The following is a 16,866-nucleotide window of genomic DNA, read 5'->3' on the forward strand; positions in this document are numbered from 1 at the left end:
ACTCAGCGCGCGGCGCCGTAGCTGACCTCGAGATCCTTCACCCCGTTGATCCAGCCGGACCGCAGTCGGGTGGGGTCGGCGAGCTTGGTGATGTCGGGCGCGAGGTCGGCGATGGCGTTGAACATGATGTCGACCTCCATTCGGGCCAGGTTGGCCCCGACGCAGTAGTGCGCCCCGCTGCCACCGAACGCCAGGTGCGGGTTGGGGTTCCGCGTGATGTCGAACGTCCTCGGGTTCTCGAACACCTCGTCGTCGAAATTGGCGGAGCTGTAGAACATCCCCACCCGCTCGCCCGCGCGGACGGTGACGTCACCGAGGACCACGTCGTTGATCGCGGTCCGCTGGAAGCAGTGCACCGGGGTCGCCCACCGGATCACCTCGTCGGCGGCGGTGGCGGGGCGCATCCGTTTGAACAGCTCCCACTGCTCGGGGTGGTCGAGAAATGCGTTCATGCCGTGGGTGATCGCGTTACGGGTGGTCTCGTTGCCGGCCACGGCGATCAGGATGACGAAGAAGCCGAACTCGGCCTCGTCGAGCGCCTCGCCGTCGACGTCGGCGTTGACCAGGGTGGTGATGATGTCCTCGGCCGGGTTCTTCCGGCGGTCCTCGGCCATCGCGTAGGCGTATCCGAGCAGCGCGGCGTTGGCCTCGGCGGCGTCGATGTCGCCGTAGTCGGGGTCGTCGGTGTTCATCACGGCGTTGGTCCAGGTGAACAACTTCTCCCGGTCCGCGGCCGGTACCCCGATGAGGTCGGCGATCGCCGACAGTGGCAGATCCACCGCGACGTCGTCGACGAAGTTGCCGGGACCTTTGGCGATCGCGGCGGAGACGATCTCTCTCGCACGCGCATCGAGGATGTCGTGCAGCGAGTTGACCGCGCGCGGGGTGAACAGCCGCGACACGACCTTGCGCATCCGGGTGTGCTCGGGCGGATCGTGGTTGATCAGCATCGCCTTGGTGTACTCGAGCAGTTCAGGGGTCATCATGTCCGGGAGTCGCATCACCGCGCCCTGGGTGTTGCTCGACCAGTCGGTCGAGTTCTTCGAGATGGCCCGGATGTCCTCGTGCCGGGTGGCGACCCAGTAGCCGTTGTCGCGGAACGGACCGACCTCGGGATCCTGATCGATCCAGAAGATGCGCTTGGTCTCGCGCATCCGGGCGAACTCGTGGTGCGGCATCCCGTTCTCGAGCAGCGCGGGATCGGTCAGATCCCAGCCGGCCCCGAACGGACAGCGGGTGGGGAGTTCGGTGGTCATCGGGGTCCTTCCCGGTCGTCTGGTCCTGTGGGCGCGACTCTTCTGGGCACGATGAAGATGCCCTCGGCGGTCACCGTGATGCCGTCGGAGTCCGACATCGATCCCCGCACGGTCAGCTTCCGGCCTGCGGTCGCGACCACGTCGGCTTCGAGGTGTACGGCGCCGAGCGGTGTGGCGCGCTGGTAGCGCAGTGTCAGGGTCCCGGTCATGGCGCTCGCGGCCTCACCCAGGATGTGATCGAGCAGCAACGCGCAGATGCCGCCGTGGACGAGTCCGGGTGGCCCCTCGTAGGCCGCGCCCAGGACGACGTCGGCGACGCGGCGATGGTCGCCCTCATGCGTCACCACCATCGGCGGTGCGATCGCGTTGCGGATCCCGATGGCGGGGTTGCCCCAGGGCATCCCGGTGCCGTCGGCGGTGTATCGCACCCCGTGCGGGCCGTCGCTCTGCGTCGACCGCAGCATCGCGGTGGCCCGATCGATCAGCTCACCGGCCGCGCGGATGGTGTCGGGATCGACCTCGGTGCGGATTGTGGCGTCGAGGAGTTCGCGTACCGAGTTGGTCAGCGGTGTGTAGAGACCCGTCCGACGGGCGACCTCCTCGGACGTGATGTCCTCGAAGACGAACTGCCTCAACGATTCTTCTCGAAGTTGCCGATGACCTTGCCGAAGGTGAAGTTGAGCTTCGTGCCGAGCGGCCACCCGATGTAGTAGCAGAGGAACAACGCGATCTCGCGGAGCTGATCGGGTTCCAGCTCGCCGTTGCCCAACGCGGCACCGGCCTGGATCTCGGCGACGTCGTCGAGGCCGGACGCGGCGAGTGCGCCGAGCAGCAGCAGACGCCGGTCGCGGACCGTGAGTCCCTCCCGGGTCCACACATCGCCGAACAGGTGATCGGCGGTGTGGGCGAAGTAGTCGCCGGGCCCGTCGGACAGGTCGAAGCCGTACACCTCGGCCATCTTGGCCAGGCCCTTACGTCGCTGCTCGGACTGGGGCTGCTCGGACGGGGGCTGTTCGTTCGGTGCGGTCATCGGGTGACTCCGTTCTGGTGGTGGGTCGCGATCTCGCCCGGTCCGACACCGAGTCCATCGCCGAGTCTCCTCAGCGCGATGCGGCCGAGGGGGAGATCGACGTCGAGTTCCTCGGCGAGATCCAGCGCGAGAGCGACGTCCTTCTCGCCGAGGCCGCGCACGTGGGTGAACACCGAGTGCCAGAAGTCGTCGGTGTCGATGGGTGCGGTGGTGTCGCGCAGCATGATCGCGCCGGCGCCGCCGGTGATCGCGTCGGTGTGGCGCACGACCTTGCCGAGCTTGACGATGTCGATGCCCGCGGCCTCGGCGAGCCGGGCGGCCTCGGTGGTCGCGGTGAACGAGATGAAGTGGAGAAGGTTGCGCGCCAGCTTCATCCGCGTACCCGCGCCGACGTCACCGGCGTGGATGGTCATGTCCGACGCGAGCGCGAACACCGGCTTGACCTTCTCGTAAGCGGCACGGGGACCGCCGACCATGATGGCGAGCCGGCCCTGCTCCGCGCCGGGGGCGCCGCCGGAGACCGGTGCGTCGACGAGGGCGACATCCTGTGCGGCGCAGATCTCGGCGAGGTCGATCGCCGTACCCGGCGCGATGGTGGAGTGCACGGCGATCACGGTTCCGGCCGAGGCGGTCTCGAGAATGCCGCCGGGACCGGTGATCACCGACCGGACCTGCGCATCGTCGAGCACGGTGATCGAGATGACGCGCGCGGTCGCTGCGACCTCGGCGGCCGTCGCCACGGCGGTGGCGCCCGCGGCGACCACCTTCTCCGTCGCCTCGGGTCGGGCATCGCAGACCACGAGGCCGCCCGGCCATGCGACGAACCGCTGGGCGATGGGCGCACCCATGTTCCCCAGGCCGATGAACCCGATCGGAAAGGTGTCGGTGCTCGCGGTGGTCATGACCGGATGATCTGTCCGCCATCGACGTTGAAGATCTGCCCGGTGATCCACGAGGCCTCGTCGGAGAGCAGGAACAGGCAGGTGCCCTCGAGATCCTTCGGGGTGCCCATCCGCGAGAGCGGCAGCTTCTTGACGATGTCGGCGACCATCTTGCCCGGTGTGGTGGAGCGGGTGGCCTCGGTGTCGATGGGACCGGGCGCGATCGCGTTCACGCGGATACCGGAACCGCCGAGCTCGGTCGCGAGCTGCTGGGTGAGGCCGTTGATCCCGACCTTGGCCAGACCGTAGAAGCCGCTGTAGAGCCATGCCGCGGTGGAGGACTGGTTGACGATGGCGCTCCCCGGCTTCATGTGGCCGTAGACGGCGCGGGTCACGTTGAGTGCCCCGTCGAGGTTCACGCTCATGAACTTCTTGTAGTAGTCCCACGGGACGGTGATGAGGAAGTCGAGTTGCATGCCGCCGTAGATCGCGGCGTTGTTGACCAGGTAGTCGATCTGGCCGTACTCGTCGAGAGTGGCCTGCGCCAGGGCTTTCGCGGACTCCTCGTCGGCGACGTCGGTGTGCACGTAGAGCCCACCGAGGTCGGCGGCGACCTTCTCACCCGCCTCGTCGGACAGATCGGCGATGACGACCTTGGCCCCCTCGGCGGCCAGTGCGCGTGCGTAGCCCTCGCCGATGCCGCCCGCGGCTCCGGTGACGATGGCGGTCTTTCCTTCGAACCTCATGAATTACTCTTCTCTGCAGGGGTGTTCACGGTGGGCGGCCGGTCAGGCCGGGGTGGCGACAGCTTTGGTCTCGAGGTATTCCTCGAAGCCGAGCGCGCCCATCTCACGTCCGATGCCGGACTGCTTGTAGCCGCCGAAGGGGACGTCCGCCCCGTACCAGATGCCGCCGTTGACGCTCATGGTCCCGGTGCGGACGCCGTCCACGACGTGGGCGATCCGGTCGGGGTCGGTGCCCCACACCGCGCCGGACAGGCCGTAGGGGGAGTCGTTGGCGATGACGATCGCGTCGTCGTCGCCGTCGTGCGGGATGATCACGAGCACGGGGCCGAAGATCTCCTCCTGCGCCGCGCGCGCGGAGTTGTCGAGACCGGAGATGAGGGTGGGTTCGACGAAGAAGCCCTTCGGATGCTTCTCCGGTCGGCCACCGCCGATCTCGACGGTGCCGCCCTCCTCCTTCGCCAGTGCGATGTAGGACTCCACGCGATCGCGCTGCACCGCCGAGATCACCGGTCCGCAGATGGTGCCCGGGTCGGTCGGGTCGCCCGCCTCGAGGCCCGCCATGGATTTCCGGGTGTAGCGGATGGCGTCGTCGTAGCGCTCGCGGGGGACCAGCAACCGGGTGGTGATGGCGCAGCCCTGCCCGGCATGGGTCACGACGCTGAAACCGGCCATCGAGCACGCCGCCTTCAGGTCGGCGTCGTCGAGGACGATGAACGCCGACTTGCCGCCCAGTTCCAGGAAGACCTTCTTGAGACTGGCTGCGGCGGCGGTCATCACGGCCTTGCCGGTGGCGGTGGAACCGGTGAACGAGACGATGTCGACACGGGGGTCCGACGACAGGAGTGCGCCGACGGCGTGGTCGCTGGAGGTGACGATGTTGATGACGCCGGCAGGGATGTCGGTCTCGGTGGCGATGACCGTGCCCACCAGTGCCGCGCACCACGGGGTGTCGGGGGCGGGCTTCAACACGACTGTGCACCCGGCCGCCAGTGCGGGTCCGATCTTCGCGAAGTTGATCTGGTGCGGGAAGTTCCACGGGGTGATCGCGCCGACGACCCCGACGGCCTCCCGCTTGATGATCCGCTGGTTCGGGATGCCCATGGGTTCGGCGCGACCGAGATCGGTCTCCCACGCGAAGTTCTCGGCGAGATCGGCGCAGTACCCGAGGTCGGCGATCGGCCCCTCCAGTTGCGGCCCCGTGGTGAGGAACGCGGGTGCCCCGACCTCGGCGATGGTGATCTCGCGCAGTTCCTCGATGTGGCCCTGCAACGCATCTCGCAGCTGACGCAGGCACCGCGCCCGGAACGCGTGGTCGCGTGACCACGAGGTGGTGTCGAAAGCCGTTCGCGCGGCGGCGATGGCAGCGTCCATGTCGTCGGCCGTGCCGTCGGCGGCCAGGCCGATGACCTGCTCGGTCGCCGGGTTGACGATCTCGAAGGTACCGCCGGATCCGGGCCGCAGCTCCCCGTCGATCAGGAGGTCCGAACTCACCGTCGGATGGAGCTTCCGTACCTCGACCTCGGGCTGGACCATGAATCGAACTCCGATCTGGACACGTGTCTGGACTCGCGTTCAAAGCTAATGTAGCGTGACCGTCATGTCCACCCCCGCATTCGGTGAATCCGGTCCCACGTTCCATGAGTCCACGCGTCGGCGGCTGACGAATCAGCAGGCCGAGACCGTCGCCAAGCTCACCGAGGCGGCGCGGGAGGTGTTGGGCGAGGACGGTTTCGAGGGGATGACGATCCGCTCGGTGGCCAAACGCGCCGGCGTCGCACCTGCGACCGCCTACACCTACTTCAGCTCGAAGAACCACATCGTGGCCGAGCTGTTCTGGCGCATGCTGGTGAACTCGGTGCCCGAGCCGGACCCGTCGTCGCCCCCTGCGGCGCGTGCGGCGGACGTGCTGCGCCACGTCGCGCTCGTGGTCGCCGGTGAGGATCAGCTCGCCGGCGCGGTGACGGTTGCCCTGCTCGGCACCGACCCCGACGTCGAGCACCTGCGTCTGCGGGTCGGCGGCTTCATCCGGGAACGTCTGGCGACTGCCCTGGGCGTGCCGATGGACTCCGACGACCGCCGGATCGAACTGCTCGAGATGCTCTACTCCGGCGCGCTGGTGCGTGCTGGTATGGGCTACGGGTCGTACTCCGACATGGCCGACCGGCTGGGTGACGCCGCGAAGCTACTGCTGGAGGATCTGTCGTGACCGTGGGCACCGACACCGCCGGGATGGAGAGCCGGGTCCCGTTCGACCCGTACGACTACGCCTTCCACGAGGACCCCTATCCCACCTACGCCCGTCTGCGTGACGAGGCCCCGGTGTACTACAACGCGGAGAAGAACTTCTGGGCGTTTTCCAAGCACGCCGACGTCCGGGCGGCGTTCCGGGACACACCGCGACTGTCGAACAGCTGGGGTGTCTCGATGGACCCCGCGGCCTACGGACCGGACGCGCACCTGTCGATGTCCTTTCTGGCGCTGGACGATCCGAAGCACATGCGCATCCGCAAGCTGGTGTCGAAGGGATTCACCCCGAACCGGGTCAACCAGCTCACCGAGCGCATCACCGCCCTGACCCACCAGCACTGGGACGAGTGCCTCGAGAAGGGGGAGTTCGACTACGTCTCGGACTTCGCCGGGTTGCTGCCCATGGACGTGGTGTCGGAACTGCTGGTGGTACCCCAGGCCGACCGGGCGCGGCTGCGGCAGCTGTCCGACGACCTGATCCATCGCGACGAAGGGGTCTACGACGTCCCGCCGGCGGCGGTGGATGCGTACTTCGCGCTGGCGCAGTACTACTCGGACCTGATCGAGGATCGTCGCAAGAACCCGGGGACCGACATGGTCTCGGTCCTGATCGACGCCGAGATCGTCGACGAGGCGACCGGTGAGCCGACGCGGCTGACCTCCGACGAGATCATCGGATTCCTGATCCTGATGATCGTCGCCGGCAACGAGACCACCACCAAGCTCCTCGCGAACGCGATCTACTGGGGATACGTCAACCCCGACGAGTTCGCGAAGGTGTTCGCCGATCCCGAGGTGACCCCGGCGTGGACCGAGGAGACACTGCGGTACGACAACTCGACGCAGATCGTGCTCCGCCGTGTTCTGGAGGATGTGGAGTACGGCGGGTACACGATCCCGGCGGGGCAACGCGTGCTGCTGCTGCTGGGGTCGGCCAACCGCGACGACGAGGTGTTCGACGACCCTGACTCGTATCAGATCGGCCGGGACAGCTCGCAGGCTCTGACGAGTTTCGGTCTGGGAACGCACTTCTGCCTCGGTGCCCACCTCGCACGGTTGGAGGCCAACGTCGCGCTCGCGGAGATCGTGCGGTCGGCCTCGGCGATAGAGCTGGACCTCGATCGCGCGGTACGTGTTCACTCGGTCAACGTCCGTGGGTTCGCGAACCTCCCGATGACCGTGACGGCCCGTTAGATGCCGCGCTATCCGGGACACCCCGAACGACGGCCGGTCCTCATCGCGGGAGGATCGTCCGGTATCGGTGCCGCCACCGGCGTGATGCTCGCTGCCGCAGGGCATCCTGTCGCCCTCGGCGCCCGTCGCGTCGAGAAATCGCAGGAGTTCGTCGAGAAGATCATCGCTGCAGGTGGGGAGGCGATCGCGGTGCCGCTCGACATCACCGACGCCGCCTCGATCGACGAGTGCATCACCAAGGCCGAGGCGGAACTGGGAGCGCTCGAGGTCGTCGTGTCCGGCGCAGGCGATCTCTGGCCGGGCCGTACGTTCGAGATGTCCGACGAGGAGTTCGCGAACCAGGTCACCATCCATCTGCTGGGTGCACAGCGTCTCTATCGCCGTGTCGTCCCCGAGATGATCGACCGGCGCCGCGGGGATTTCGTGTTCATCAGCTCCGACGTCGCCGCCGACCCGCGGCCCCACATGGGCGCATACGCGGCGGCCAAGGCCGGTGTCGAGGCGCTGGCCCTGGTGGCCCGTCAGGAGCTCGAGGGCACCGGCGTGCGCGCTAGCCTCGTCCGCCCCGGCCAGACCATGACGGGGATGGGCACGAACTTCGACGCCGAGACCGCCGCGGCCATGCTGAACGACTGGGTGACCTTCGGGTTCGCCCGCCACGGGTTCTTCCTCAAGCCGGTCCATCTCGCGACCGCCATCACCACCATCGTGACGATGCCGCGCGGCTCGCACATGCGCCTGGTCGAGGTCGAGGCCGAGGCGCCGATTGCCGAGAAGCCCCAACAAGGAGACACCGAATGACCCTGACCAAACCCGCACGCGTATCCGGCGGCGAGGGCGAACACGGCCATCTCGACGAACTGGCGTCCGACCCGATCGGCCTGTTCTGGCGGATCCGCGAGGAGTGCGGCGACGTCGGCACCTTCCAGCTTGCCGACCGCGAGGTGGTCCTGGTCACCGGGGCCACCGCGAACGAGGAGTTCTTCCGGGCGCCGGAGGAGGACCTCGATCAGGCCGCGGCCTACCCGTTCATGACGCCGATCTTCGGTGAGGGTGTCGTGTTCGACGCGAGTCCCGAGGAGCGGTCGCAGGCCATCCACAACTCGGCGCTCAAGGCGCAGCACATGAAGCAGCACGCCATCACCATCCCCAACGAGGTCGAGCGCATCATCGCCGACTGGGGCGACGAGGGCGAGATCGACCTGTTGGAGTTCTTCGCCGAACTGACGCTCTACACCTCCTCGGCCTGCCTCATCGGGCGGAAGTTCCGCGAGCAGTTGAACGGTCACATCGCCCACCTCTTCCACGACCTGGAGAAGGGCACCGACCCCATCGCCTACGTCGACTACAACGCCGACATCGAGAGCTTCCGCAAACGCGACGAGTCACGAAAAGAGCTGCAGGAGTTCATCCAGGGGGTGATGAACGATCGGATCGCGAACCCTCCCGAGAGCAAGGAAGATCGCGACCTGATGGACGTGCTGGTGTCGGTGGGTTTCGACTCCAACACCATCACCGGCATGTTCATCTCGATGATGTTCGCGGGCCACCACACCACCTCGGGCACCGCCGCGTGGACGCTGATCGAGCTACTCCGTCATCCCGACTACATGGCGCAGGTGGTCTCCGAGCTCGACGAGATCTACGGTGACACCCCCGCAGGCGAGCGACCCGAGTACACGTTCGCCCACACCCGGCAGATGCCGAAGGTGGAGGCCGCGCTGAAAGAGGCGCTGCGCCTGCACCCCCCGCTGATCATCCTCATGCGGGTGGTGCAGAACGACATCCACATCGAGGGTGTCGAGATCGCGGCCGGGCAGTCGATCGCGGTGTCGCCCGCCATCTCCAACCGTCTGCCCGAGGACTTCCCGTCACCGGACGACTTCGACCCCGAGCGCTACCAGAAGCCTCGTCAGGAAGACATCGCCAACCGGTGGACCTGGATCCCGTTCGGTGCCGGTCGGCACCGTTGTGTGGGTGCGCAATTCGCCATCATGCAGCTCAAGGCGATCTTCTCGGTGCTGTTACAGAACTACGAGTTCGAGATGGCGCAGCCCTCGGAGTCCTATCGCAACGATCACTCGAAGATGGTGGTGCAGCTCCAGCAGCCGTGCCGGGTCACGTATCGGAGGCGGACGCAGTGAGGATCGAGATCGATCTGGACCTCTGTCAAGGACACGGGGTCTGCGAGATGGAGGCGCCCGAGGTGTTCGAGGCGTTCCGCGACCACGTCGAGCTGCGACAGGACCGTCCCGCCGACAGCGATCGGGACGACGTCGAGCGCGCCGTCCAGTACTGCCCCACGCAGGCTCTGCGCATCATCGAAGATTAGAAAGGTCTTTCTCCCATGGCTTTTGATCGATCAGAACTCGACGAGATGGTGGAGCGCTGGCTCCAGGCCAACGTCGACGGCGAGAAGGCCGGCGACTGGCGCAACCTCGCAGAGTTCTACACACCCGACGCCACCTACGGATGGAACTACGGTCCCAAGGACGACTTCATGGCCGTCGGTCGGGACGAGATCCGTGACTTCGCCATCGGTTACGAGATGGACGGACTCGACGGATGGACCTACCCGTACCAGTCGTGGGTGATCGACGAGAAGACCGGCGACATGCTCGGCCTGTGGAAACAGGTGTTCGACGCCACCCGCGCCGACGGCACCCGCTACGCCCTCGAGGGCATCCAGGGCAGCTGGTTCAAGTACGGCGGCGACTTCCAGTTCCGCTGGCAGCGCGACTTCTTCGACTACGGCAACGTCGTCGCCCTGTTCATGGAGATGATCACCGACGGTGTTCTCACCGACGGCATGAGCGCGCGCATGAACCGCGTCGCCAACGCCACCGAGCGGCTGCCGGGCTGGTACCCGCTCGGCAAGACCCCCGTACCGATGTGGTGAGGACTGCCTGACGTGTCGTATTCCGAACTGTCGCAGGAAGAGCTGTCGGTGCTCGTGCCCGAGCTGTTGCTGGCGGGTCAGCTGATCGATCGCAGCGCGATGGCGCACATCATCGGCGACTTCGGTCGTGACGTGATGGCCCAGGTCGCCATCGAGGAGTGGATGGCCGCGAGCCCGGTCTACACCGCCCGGATGCGCCGTGCGATGGGCGTCGACGGGGACGGTGTGGTGGACATGTTCAAGTGCCTGCAGCTCGACATCGGGGCCCCACCGCAATTCATGGACTTCCGCTATTCGGTGACCGACGAGTACCACGGGAGCTTCGTGCTCGACCACTGTGGCGCCCTGATGGACGTGGAGCCGATGGGTGAGGACTACGTGACCGCCATGTGTCACGACATCGAGGACCCGACGTTCGACGCGACCGCCATCGCGACCAACCGCCGTGCCCGGATCCGGCCGGTCCACCGGCCGCCCCGCCGCCCGGAGAACCGCACCCCGCACTGCGAATGGCTGGTGACCATCGAGCCCGATCGCGACGAACTCGAGTTGCCCGACTACACCCACTCGATGTTCGCCACGGCTGCCGCCGACATCGCCCTGTCGCCGATCGATCACTCCGAGAAGGGGTGGAACGACTACTCCGGTGACCTGCTCGACGATCTACAGTTCCGCGACTGGGCGCGCAGCACCCTGGTGCGGACCGCCGAGGAGGTGGCGATCCAACATCAGTTGCTGGTGATGGGGTTCCGCGGCGCCGCGCTGCGTCGCACGACACCCGAGCACGCCGCGCAGCTGGTGATCAAGGCGATGACCGGCATCGCGGGTCTGACCGCCGAGCGGATCACCGCCGCGCTCGGGATCGCCGACGACGCCGCGGGTCTGGCCCGGGTGCTGTCGCTGCACCCCGCGCTCGGGCCGGAGCAGTACGTCGGTCTCGAGGTCATCTCCGAGGGTGAGGGATCGGACGCGGTGGTGTCGGTACGGATCCCGCAGGGCAGTGACGCGGTCGCCGACGAGAGCTGGGTGTCCTACCTCGATCCCGACAACGTGCTCCCCATCCAGGCGATCGCGACCGCGGTGAACCCGCACTGGGTGATCTCCGGCGCCCGCGTCGCCGACGGTTTCCTGACCGTCGACATCGCATGGGGTGCCGAGCAGCGAGAACGCAAGGAGGTCGCGATCGTCCGCTTCAGCGGCGGCTCCACCTTCTCCTTCGCTGATCGTGGTATCCCCAACTCGGTGATACCGCTGTCCATCTCACCCGTCTGATCTCCCCGAGGAGCGTTGTCGTGGCACAGAACCTGGCCGACCTGTTCGAGCACGCCGTCGACGCCGTGCCCGATCGGGTGGCGGTCGTCGACGGTGAGTCCGGCACCGAGTTCACCTACACCGAACTCGAGGACCGGTCGAATCGCGTGGCGCACCTGCTGATCGACCATGGGGTCCGCGGCGGATCTCATGTGGCCATCCACATGCACAACGCCGTCGACACCCTGGCGGGGTTCCTCGCGGCGTTCAAGCTCCGGGCCGTGCCGGTCAACGTGAACTACCGATACGTGCGCGACGAACTGGTCTACGTGTACGACGACGCCGATGTCGTCGCCGTGCTGACCCAGCCCCGATACGCCGACGCCGCGCGCGCCGCGACCGAGCACCCGGTGATCGTCGTCGACGAGCGGTTCGAGGAGACCTTGGCGGGGTGTTCGTCCGAGCGGGACTTCGAGGCACGCGCCGACGACGACCTCTTCCTGATGTACACCGGCGGTACGACCGGGGCGCCCAAGGGTGTGATGTGGCGACAGGCCGACATGTGGCGGGTCCTCGGAGGCGGCATCGATTTCTACTCCGGGGAACTGATGGCCGACGAGTACGCACAATCGGCCCGTGCGGGTGAGAGTGCCGACCCCATGCGGTTTCTCATGTTGCCGCCGCTGATCCACGTGTCCGGGCTCATGCCGACGCTGGGTGCGCTGTTCTCCGGCAACACCGTCATATTCGAGCCCCGGTTCGACGCCGGCCGTGTCTGGGAGGTCGTCGAGACCTGCCGTCCGGCGATCATGGTGATCACCGGGGATGCGATGGGCCGTCCGCTGATCGACGAACTCGAAGGACGCGTCGCGGCCGGTCGGGCGGTCGACGTGTCCAGCCTGCTGGCCGTGAGTTCGGGTGCGGCACTGTTCTCCCCGGCCCTCAAGGCCCGCCTGCTCGGACTCGCCCCGACGGTGGCGATCAGCGACTCGATCGGGTCGTCGGAGACGGGATTCGGCGGTATCCGGGTGTACTCGGCCGCCGACACCTCGTTCGCCACCGCCGACCACGCCGGCGGTCCCCGGGTCCCGGCCGGTCGCGGGGCGACGGTGATCGACGACGACGGTGCGCCACTGACCGGGCCGGGGGAGGGGTGGTTCGCGAAGACCGGCTACCTGCCCATCGGCTACTACAAGGACGAGGCGAAGTCGGCGACCATCTTCCGCGAGCACGAGGGCGTCCGGATGGTCGTGAGCGGCGACCGCGCCCGGCGCGAACCCGACGGTGCGATCACCCTGCTCGGCCGGGGCTCGCAGGTGGTGAACACCGGCGGTGAGAAGGTCTTCGTCGAAGAGGTCGAGGGCGAGCTGAAGTCGCATCCCGCCGTGGTCGACGCCATCGTCATCGCCGTTGCCGACGAGCGGTTCGGGCAGGGGGTCGCGGCCGTGGTCGCGGTGACCGGGGTACCGGATTTCGAAGCGATCGAGGCCCACCTGCGGACCCGGTTGGCCGGGTACAAGGTGCCGCGCACCTACTGGGTGGTCGATGCGGTCACGCGCACCCCCAGCGGCAAGCCGGACTACGGCTGGGCCAAGTCGATTGCGGCGTCCTCGGATCCGGCCCACGTGCGGGACGCGGCGCGGTCCCACCTGTGAGCGGACTCCCGCTGTCCGGGAAGGTCGCTCTGATCGGCGGTTCGAGCCGCGGGATCGGTCTCGCGGTGGCGCACCGACTGGCGGCCGAGGGCGCCGCCGTCGTGCTGAACGGTCGGGATGCCGACGTGCTCGACGCCGCGGTTGCCGAGGTCGTCGCCGCGGGAGGTCGGGCTGCCGGGGTGCTCGGGTCGTTGGCCACCCCCGGGATCGCCTACGCCATGGTCGATGCCGCGCGCGAGGACTTCGGGCGGCTCGACGCCGCCATCAACTGCGCCGGGGTCGCCGAACCCGGCGGATCGACCATCCTGACCATCGACTCCGAGGAGTTCGCGGCCCAGATCGACGCTCACCTGACGAGTGCGTTCGAGGTGGCACGCGCGGCCGCAGAGGTGTTCGTGGCGCAGGGGTCGGGGGCGATCGTCCTGACGGGTTCGGCTGCGTCGCTGGGCGTCTTCGGCGGGACCGGATATCCGGCGGCCAAGGGTGGTGTCAACGCCCTCGCCCTGGCCGTCGCCGCCGAGTTGCGGCCGAGCGGGGTCCGCGTGAACGTGGTGATGCCCGGGGCGAAGACCCGGCTGTCGACCGGCGACGAGTATCAGGCCCACATCGACGGTCTGCGTGATCGTGGTGTGCTCGACCCCGGGATGCACGCCGCCGCAGCCGATCCGGGATCGGTCGACCACGTCGCTGCGATCTACGCCTATCTCGTCTCCGACCTCGCCGCCGACATCACCGGGTCGGTGTTCAGCGCGGCAGGCAACTTCATCGGTCGCTACGCCGATCCCGAGCTGTCCCTGATCGCCTACCGCGACCACGTCGACACCCCGCCGTACACCCTCGACGACATCGACGCGGCTTTCGCTGTCAGGCGCAATCCGTAGCAGTTCGTGTCGCTGACCGACACAAACTGCTACCGAAGACGCATCGGAACCGCGGCTGGACGGACTGCGTCCGATAGCCGTGATCCTTCGAGAACTGCTCGCGTCCCATGACGGCGTCATCACCCTCGGTCAGGCCGAGTCGGTGGGGTTGAACCGGTCAGCGGTGCAGCGCAGGGTCGCGGCAGGGGAGTGGCGGCGGGTGGGTCGAGGGGTCTACTTCGTGGCCGATCGCGAGGTCTCGACGCGCGCACGTCTGCGAGCTGCCTGCTGGTCGGTGGGTTCGCACGCTGCGCTGTCCGGTACGTCGGCCGCGTGGTGGCATCGGCTCGTCGACGAACCCCCGACGGTGGTCACGGTGACCGCCCGGCGCGGCCGTCACGGGGGTGCGGTCACGGCTGTGACGGTCGTCCACCGTGATCTGGACGTCGTGGATGTCGTCGAACGCTCGGATCTGCTGATGACCGGTGTCCCGCTCACCGTGCTCGACACCGCCGCGGTCACCGGGATGGGCGTCCTCGACTCGGCGTTGCTGCGCGGGCGGGTGTCTCTCGAGCAGCTGCTCGCCGCCCACGCTCGGTATCCGGGTCGTCGTGGTTCGAAGGTCACCGGTGACATGCTGCGCCGAGCACACTCGGGAGCGCGTTCAGAGGCGGAGCGACTCCTCGTAGGGTTGCTGCGACGCGCCGCGATCGGCGGGTGGGTCGCAAACCGGGAGGTCTGCGGCTTCCCCGTCGACATCGTCTTCGACACGGACAGGGTGCTGGTGGAGATCGACGGAATGGCATTCCACTCGGACGCGCTTGCGTTCCAACACGATCGGACTCGACAGAACATCCTCGTCGCCAACGGCTGGACCATCCTGCGATTCACGTGGGCCGATCTCACCCAGCGTCCGCAGTACGTGGTGTCGCAGATCCGCTCCGCGCTCGCCCGCAATCGGTAGCAGTTCGTGTCGCCTACCGACACAAACTGCTACCGATCAATGCGCCAGCCTCATCCGATGAGCGTCGCGACCAATCCGGTGAGCACCACGGCCGCGGGACCGCGGGCCATCGCGAGCAGCAACAGCGGTTGGACGGCCCCACCCTGGCCGGTGACGTAGACGGGTGCGTCGAAGGGCAGATCGGGTCGGGTTGCGCGGCGTACGACCGCGACGGCCGACCCGATGGTGACCACCACCAGCGCGACCGCGGACAGGTGCCAGGTGAGCGACGCGACACCGCACCACAGCAGGACCGCGACGACGGGGACGACGCTGTGCACCGCGGTGATCTCGACGCGCGAGCCGCCGAGCGCGCGACGCAGTGCGGGCTCCTCGGTGAGCCGGCGTAACCCGCCGGCCATGGCACACCCCGCTCGATAAGCCAGCACGGCAGCCACCGCGGGCGCGATCGAGGTCAGGTAGAGCGTCTGTGACATCGCGAGTCCGACGGCGACGACCACCGCGAACACGATGAGATCGCCGGGGCGGCGTCGTAGGCGGGTGAGATCGGCGCTCAGACAGGCGCGGGCACGCCCCAGCGGGAGGACGCGACTGCGGGACCGGGTGTTTCCGAGCTCCCACCGCACCACACGAGCTGTGCTCAGCCATCCGAGATCCATCGTCACCACCGCCAGGCGTGCAGCCCCGATGAAGCCGTCGTCCGGAGCGACGACATCACGATGCAGTCGCTCCACCGACCGGCGGGCCCTACGGTCGGTGTGCTCGAAAAGAGCATCGCTGGAACGATGTTGACGCCAACTGGCCGCGGTCATCAGCGCTGCGGCGGACACGAGGCCCGCACCGAGCAGCGCCGGTGCGCTCGACCAGTCCAGGATCGACGCCACCACCGCGACGGCGAGGCAACCCATGAGCGCGGACATCGAGGCGCGTAACCGCTGCGCACGCAGCACCGGCCCGCGATCGGCGGGGCCGGACAGGTGCCACACCGCCTGCGCACGCGAGAGCCGAATCGGCCCCCACCACCACAGCGCGGTGCCGACGATCAGCGTGCACGACGCGACGGTCCACCCGACGAGAACCGGGGTCGTCGAACCCAGCCCCGGTTCGACGCCCACGACACCGGACACGCGCTCGGGCTGCAGGAGATACCACCCCAGCCCGCCGACCACGGCAACCGTCATGACCACTCCGGGAAGGTTGTCGGTGTCGACCCTCATCGCCCCACCGTCACCGTCTGATCGGCGCCTCGCGACACGAGTTCGGGGCTGTGGGTCGCGAACACCACGGACCTGGCATCTGCGGTCGAACGGCGGATCCGTTGCGCGACCCAGTCACGTCCGGCCACATCGAGGCCGGCCTCGGGTTCGTCGATGACGACCAGGTCGGCGGGCCGAATCCACGCGGCGCACATCGAGAACCGCTGGCGTTGCCCGGTCGACAACGTATGTGGGAATCGGTCGGCCAGATCGCCGATCCCGGAACCGTCGAGAGCGACCGCGGCGATCTCGGTGTCGACATCGTGCGCGGCGGTGATGAGACGTAGGTGTTCGAGGACGGTCAGTTCGGCGAAGGTGGCGTCATCGCCGAGTTCGACCGAGACGGCCGCGCGGAACGCAGGATCGCTGTCGTCGGCGATGATCCCGCCGACTCGGATCTCCCCGGAATCGGGTCGGCGCAATCCGGCGATGGCTCGCAGCAGGGTGGACTTTCCCGAGCCGTTCGGGCCGACCACGGCGAGGCACTCGCCGGGAGGGAGCTGCAACGTCAGGTCGGTGATGAGGTCGCTGTCGTCAGTGGACAGGCAGAGATGATCGATGGAGAGCATGAGTGGACTTCCGGTGTGTGGCGGGCGGGGTCACGAAGAACCGCCTGCCGCAGCGAAA

At 67.8% G+C, this 16,866-nt stretch carries 18 protein-coding genes; 10 read left to right on the forward strand and 8 right to left on the reverse strand.

Going from position 1 to position 16,866, the window contains the following annotated elements:
* Positions 1–2 precede the first annotated feature (2 nt).
* Genes IEV93_RS09770 through IEV93_RS09795 form a run of 6 tightly spaced genes read right to left on the reverse strand, consistent with a single transcriptional unit; the run spans position 3 to position 5,446 of the window.
* Positions 3–1,256, reverse strand: a complete 1,254-nt coding sequence (locus IEV93_RS09770; RefSeq protein WP_188489177.1) for a cytochrome P450 — start codon at positions 1,254–1,256, stop codon at positions 3–5.
* The gene (locus tag IEV93_RS09775; RefSeq protein ID WP_188489179.1) at positions 1,253–1,891 is read right to left on the reverse strand and encodes a PaaI family thioesterase; all 639 of its coding nucleotides are present in this window, start codon (positions 1,889–1,891) and stop codon (positions 1,253–1,255) included. The genes IEV93_RS09770 and IEV93_RS09775 overlap by 4 nt, the downstream gene beginning before the upstream one ends.
* Positions 1,888–2,286, reverse strand: a complete 399-nt coding sequence (locus tag IEV93_RS09780; protein ID WP_188489181.1) for a carboxymuconolactone decarboxylase family protein — start codon at positions 2,284–2,286, stop codon at positions 1,888–1,890. The genes IEV93_RS09775 and IEV93_RS09780 overlap by 4 nt, the downstream gene beginning before the upstream one ends.
* A complete protein-coding gene (locus IEV93_RS09785; RefSeq protein WP_188489183.1) occupies positions 2,283–3,188 on the reverse strand; it encodes an NAD(P)-dependent oxidoreductase in 906 nt (301 codons plus the stop codon). The genes IEV93_RS09780 and IEV93_RS09785 overlap by 4 nt, the downstream gene beginning before the upstream one ends.
* Entirely contained in the window at positions 3,185–3,913 is a 729-nt protein-coding gene (locus IEV93_RS09790) for an SDR family oxidoreductase (protein ID WP_188489185.1), read from the reverse strand. The genes IEV93_RS09785 and IEV93_RS09790 overlap by 4 nt, the downstream gene beginning before the upstream one ends.
* A gap of 42 nt (positions 3,914–3,955) precedes the next feature.
* Positions 3,956–5,446: an aldehyde dehydrogenase gene (locus tag IEV93_RS09795; protein WP_188489187.1), complete on the reverse strand. Its 1,491-nt coding sequence runs from the start codon at positions 5,444–5,446 to the stop codon at positions 3,956–3,958.
* A gap of 64 nt (positions 5,447–5,510) precedes the next feature.
* Between IEV93_RS09795 and IEV93_RS09800 the strand changes: the two genes are divergently transcribed.
* From IEV93_RS09800 to IEV93_RS09845, 10 genes are all read left to right on the forward strand, one after another.
* Positions 5,511–6,119 carry a TetR/AcrR family transcriptional regulator gene (locus tag IEV93_RS09800; protein WP_188489189.1) on the forward strand — a complete coding sequence of 203 codons (609 nt, stop codon included), beginning with the start codon at positions 5,511–5,513 and terminating at the stop codon, positions 6,117–6,119.
* A gap of 23 nt (positions 6,120–6,142) precedes the next feature.
* The gene (locus IEV93_RS09805; RefSeq protein ID WP_188490490.1) at positions 6,143–7,354 is read left to right on the forward strand and encodes a cytochrome P450; all 1,212 of its coding nucleotides are present in this window, start codon (positions 6,143–6,145) and stop codon (positions 7,352–7,354) included.
* Complete coding sequence (locus tag IEV93_RS09810; RefSeq protein ID WP_188489191.1) at positions 7,355–8,155, forward strand: SDR family oxidoreductase; 801 nt, start codon at positions 7,355–7,357, stop codon at positions 8,153–8,155. It begins immediately after the preceding gene.
* Positions 8,152–9,498, forward strand: a complete 1,347-nt coding sequence (locus tag IEV93_RS09815) for a cytochrome P450 (RefSeq protein WP_188489193.1) — start codon at positions 8,152–8,154, stop codon at positions 9,496–9,498. The genes IEV93_RS09810 and IEV93_RS09815 overlap by 4 nt, the downstream gene beginning before the upstream one ends.
* A complete protein-coding gene (locus tag IEV93_RS09820; protein WP_188489195.1) occupies positions 9,495–9,686 on the forward strand; it encodes a ferredoxin in 192 nt (63 codons plus the stop codon). The genes IEV93_RS09815 and IEV93_RS09820 overlap by 4 nt, the downstream gene beginning before the upstream one ends.
* 15 nt (positions 9,687–9,701) lie before the next feature.
* Complete coding sequence (locus IEV93_RS09825; protein ID WP_188489197.1) at positions 9,702–10,253, forward strand: nuclear transport factor 2 family protein; 552 nt, start codon at positions 9,702–9,704, stop codon at positions 10,251–10,253.
* A gap of 12 nt (positions 10,254–10,265) precedes the next feature.
* A complete protein-coding gene (locus tag IEV93_RS09830; RefSeq protein WP_229705006.1) occupies positions 10,266–11,525 on the forward strand; it encodes a hypothetical protein in 1,260 nt (419 codons plus the stop codon).
* Positions 11,526–11,545: 20 nt separating this feature from the next.
* Positions 11,546–13,159: an AMP-binding protein gene (locus tag IEV93_RS09835; RefSeq protein WP_188489199.1), complete on the forward strand. Its 1,614-nt coding sequence runs from the start codon at positions 11,546–11,548 to the stop codon at positions 13,157–13,159.
* Positions 13,156–14,040, forward strand: a complete 885-nt coding sequence (locus IEV93_RS09840) for an SDR family NAD(P)-dependent oxidoreductase (protein WP_229705007.1) — start codon at positions 13,156–13,158, stop codon at positions 14,038–14,040. Before IEV93_RS09835 ends, IEV93_RS09840 begins: the two co-directional genes overlap by 4 nt.
* 79 nt (positions 14,041–14,119) lie before the next feature.
* Complete coding sequence (locus IEV93_RS09845; RefSeq protein ID WP_229705008.1) at positions 14,120–14,983, forward strand: type IV toxin-antitoxin system AbiEi family antitoxin domain-containing protein; 864 nt, start codon at positions 14,120–14,122, stop codon at positions 14,981–14,983.
* Positions 14,984–15,033: 50 nt separating this feature from the next.
* Here the strand turns inward: IEV93_RS09845 and IEV93_RS09850 are convergent, their stop codons facing one another.
* Positions 15,034–16,200: a DUF6297 family protein gene (locus tag IEV93_RS09850; protein WP_188489201.1), complete on the reverse strand. Its 1,167-nt coding sequence runs from the start codon at positions 16,198–16,200 to the stop codon at positions 15,034–15,036.
* Positions 16,197–16,808 (reverse strand): ABC transporter ATP-binding protein, encoded by a 612-nt coding sequence (locus IEV93_RS09855; RefSeq protein WP_188489203.1) that lies wholly within the window; start codon positions 16,806–16,808, stop codon positions 16,197–16,199. Before IEV93_RS09855 ends, IEV93_RS09850 begins: the two co-directional genes overlap by 4 nt.
* Positions 16,809–16,866 lie beyond the last annotated feature (58 nt).

Source organism: Williamsia phyllosphaerae (genome assembly GCF_014635305.1).
GTDB lineage: Bacteria > Actinomycetota > Actinomycetes > Mycobacteriales > Mycobacteriaceae > Williamsia_A > Williamsia_A phyllosphaerae.

Bases quoted from the DNA above. Each gene is read 5' to 3' on its own strand.
- IEV93_RS09770 (WP_188489177.1), bottom strand. From the start codon at position 1,256: ATGACCACCGAACTCCCCACCCGCTGTCCGTTCGGGGCCGGCTGGGAT.
- IEV93_RS09780 (WP_188489181.1), bottom strand. From the start codon at position 2,286: ATGACCGCACCGAACGAACAGCCCCCGTCCGAGCAGCCCCAGTCCGAG.
- IEV93_RS09785 (WP_188489183.1), bottom strand. From the start codon at position 3,188: ATGACCACCGCGAGCACCGACACCTTTCCGATCGGGTTCATCGGCCTG.
- IEV93_RS09790 (WP_188489185.1), bottom strand. From the start codon at position 3,913: ATGAGGTTCGAAGGAAAGACCGCCATCGTCACCGGAGCCGCGGGCGGC.
- IEV93_RS09795 (WP_188489187.1), bottom strand. From the start codon at position 5,446: ATGGTCCAGCCCGAGGTCGAGGTACGGAAGCTCCATCCGACGGTGAGT.
- IEV93_RS09800 (WP_188489189.1), top strand. From the start codon at position 5,511: ATGTCCACCCCCGCATTCGGTGAATCCGGTCCCACGTTCCATGAGTCC.
- IEV93_RS09805 (WP_188490490.1), top strand. From the start codon at position 6,143: ATGGAGAGCCGGGTCCCGTTCGACCCGTACGACTACGCCTTCCACGAG.
- IEV93_RS09810 (WP_188489191.1), top strand. From the start codon at position 7,355: ATGCCGCGCTATCCGGGACACCCCGAACGACGGCCGGTCCTCATCGCG.
- IEV93_RS09815 (WP_188489193.1), top strand. From the start codon at position 8,152: ATGACCCTGACCAAACCCGCACGCGTATCCGGCGGCGAGGGCGAACAC.
- IEV93_RS09825 (WP_188489197.1), top strand. From the start codon at position 9,702: ATGGCTTTTGATCGATCAGAACTCGACGAGATGGTGGAGCGCTGGCTC.
- IEV93_RS09850 (WP_188489201.1), bottom strand. From the start codon at position 16,200: ATGAGGGTCGACACCGACAACCTTCCCGGAGTGGTCATGACGGTTGCC.
- IEV93_RS09855 (WP_188489203.1), bottom strand. From the start codon at position 16,808: ATGCTCTCCATCGATCATCTCTGCCTGTCCACTGACGACAGCGACCTC.